The 1,380-nt window shown below is 46.0% G+C and carries 2 protein-coding genes; both read left to right on the top strand.

Going from position 1 to position 1,380, the window contains the following annotated elements; translation table 11 throughout:
- Positions 1 to 798 (top strand): DMT family transporter (locus R7R24_RS24505; RefSeq protein ID WP_318119697.1); only part of this gene is annotated, 798 nt, incomplete at its 5' end.
- Between the two features lie 146 nt (positions 799 to 944).
- Positions 945 to 1,380: acyl-CoA thioesterase (locus R7R24_RS24500; RefSeq protein WP_318119696.1), on the top strand; the 436-nt coding region annotated here is incomplete at its 3' end.

Genomic DNA, 1,380 nt, shown 5'->3' with positions numbered 1-1,380 from the left:
TGGTTTGTTGCGATGGTTCTTCTAACGCCATTTTGCTTGCCAGCCGTAATCAAACAGCGTCATGTGATTCGCCCATACCTGACTAAACTGGCATTTTTAGCCCTACTCGGCATGGTACTTAACCAGTCGTTAGGCTACTACGCAGGCTTAACTACAACGGCTTCAAACATGGCGTTGATTACGTCATTAGTGCCTTTGATCAGCGTGTTTTTAAGCGTTCCTCTATTGGGTAAATCGGTTTCTATGTTGAGCATTGTCGGTGGGGCAATTTCACTTGGTAGTTTAGCATTTATGCTTGGGCACGGTGACGTCACCTACTTCTTGCATCAAGATATGACGCAAGGCGACAGCTTAATGTTACTGGCCGCGTTAGTTTATGCCGCATATTGTGTGCTTTTAAAACGTTGGAAGATGCCATTTAACAGCCTAACATTGGTTTACATGCAAGGCTTCTTCTCTGTCATCATGCTGACTCCACTGTGGCTTTCAAGCGAACAACTGCTTCCTAGCCAAGAGGCGCTTCCACTGATCGCTTATGCTGGTATCGCAGCGTCTATTTTCGCTCCATTGATGTGGGTAAAAGCAATAGATTTGATTGGTGCAGACTCCAGCGCCATGTTCATGAACTTAATGCCTGTGGTCTCTGTCGCCTTAGCGTCAACACTGCTCGGTGAAGAGATTCACGTGTACCATATTATCGGCGGCTTGATGGTTATCTCCGGCGTGATTCTGTCGCAGATAAAAGTACGTAAGAAGCAAACTCTTGCTGGCCAAGAGCTACCATCAACTTCCGCCTAACAACAAAGAGAAAAGCCACGGAGTAGAGCCGTGGCTTTTTGGTATCAACACCTCAAACAAAAGTTAATGTTTTGTTGCTCGCCCTATTCCCGTCACAAACGCTTGCTGCTACATTGTCAGAACAATAACTCACAAAGGAATGACAGATGAGCAGTGGTCAAAGAGATATTACCCTTCGTTTTTTAGCAGAACCTAGCGACGTTAATTTTGGCGGAAAGGTTCACGGCGGCGCTGTAATGAAATGGATCGACTTAGCCGCTTATGCATGCAGTGCCGCTTGGAGTGGAAAATACTGCATTACTGCCTACGCGGGTGGGATTCGTTTTGTTGCGCCTATTCATGTTGGCAACCTTGTGGAAGTCAGCGCGAAAGTCATTTACACCCGTCGAAGCTCAATGCACATCGCCATTGATGTTCAAGCTAGCGATCCAAAACAGATGAAAAATCGTTTAACTACGCACTGTATCGTGATTATGGTAGCCGTAGATGAAAGCGGTAAACCTACCGATGTACCGAAGTGGATTCCTGAATCTGATGGAGACAAGGCTCTAGAGCAATCGGCTATTCCCTTAATGAATATGC

The organism is Vibrio sp. 704, assembly GCF_033339295.1.
This window is presented reverse-complemented; position numbering and strand designations above follow the sequence as displayed.